Source organism: Arsenophonus sp. ENCA (genome assembly GCF_002287155.1).
GTDB classification, from domain to species: Bacteria; Pseudomonadota; Gammaproteobacteria; order Enterobacterales; family Enterobacteriaceae; genus Arsenophonus; species Arsenophonus nilaparvatae.
In genome coordinates this window covers 1-847 of record NZ_NHNG01000159.1, presented here as the reverse complement: position 1 = coordinate 847, position 847 = coordinate 1, and the positions used below count along the sequence as shown (strand labels likewise).

The following is an 847-nucleotide window of genomic DNA, read 5'->3' as shown; positions in this document are numbered from 1 at the left end:
TGAGCAAAAATGGGCGCCGTCACGATAAACGCTTACTCGATAAAGTCGATATAATTCGCCATATTCCTCCTGAGGTAACCATCTGGGCAGATACCGGTTTTCAAGGTATAGATAAACAGCATCCTAATACACAAATCCCAAAAAAAGGAACTCGAAAAAGACCTTTATCGCCTGAACAAAAACAAGAAAATAAAATAATCTCGGGCATCCGTATTACAGTTGAACACGCCATCGCGGGTATCAAGCGCCTCGGTTGCATGACCCAAATTTTACGGAATCGTAGACCCTTTATTGATGATACCTTCTTACTCCTTAGCGCAGGTCTTTGGAATTTCCATCTCAGAACAGCGTAAAATTTACTTCAATCACCGAAACACCCTTATTTCACTATTAAGCAACACGCTTTAAATCTGTCATTTTGACATTGGTATCAACCTTACCCTCGCTATCGCTAAAACCAGAAGGAACGCCACTACTCAAAAAGAATTTAATCATCTCGGAGTTCATGCTGCACCCCCGATACTACGAAGGTACTCACGCTGACGGGTTGTAAGGTGTTTTGACGTGTGAGCAAAGCTCAAAAGCTGCTCGATTGATATGCCGCACGCTTTCATTATGCGTGCAATATGCGTACTATTTCGCATAGCTCAACTCCTAGTATGTTTAGGTTTTGGGTTAGCTATTCGTGGGTGCGACAACACCTACGAGTAGCGATTAATTTGTATTAGTCTTAACTTAATCTGACAATTCTGATTTAAAAAAGAAAGTTACCGGTTTTAATTAACATCATTAGATAATTAAATAAAAGGTAATTTTATGTATCAAACAAATAATCCTATCATCAAAC

1 protein-coding gene is annotated in these 847 nt (G+C 39.4%); it reads left to right on the top strand.

What is annotated here, in order from left to right; genetic code table 11:
- A partial coding sequence (locus tag CBG25_RS04285) for a transposase family protein (protein WP_290603898.1) occupies nt 1-353 on the top strand: 353 nt, incomplete at its 5' end.
- Nucleotides 354-847 lie beyond the last annotated feature (494 nt).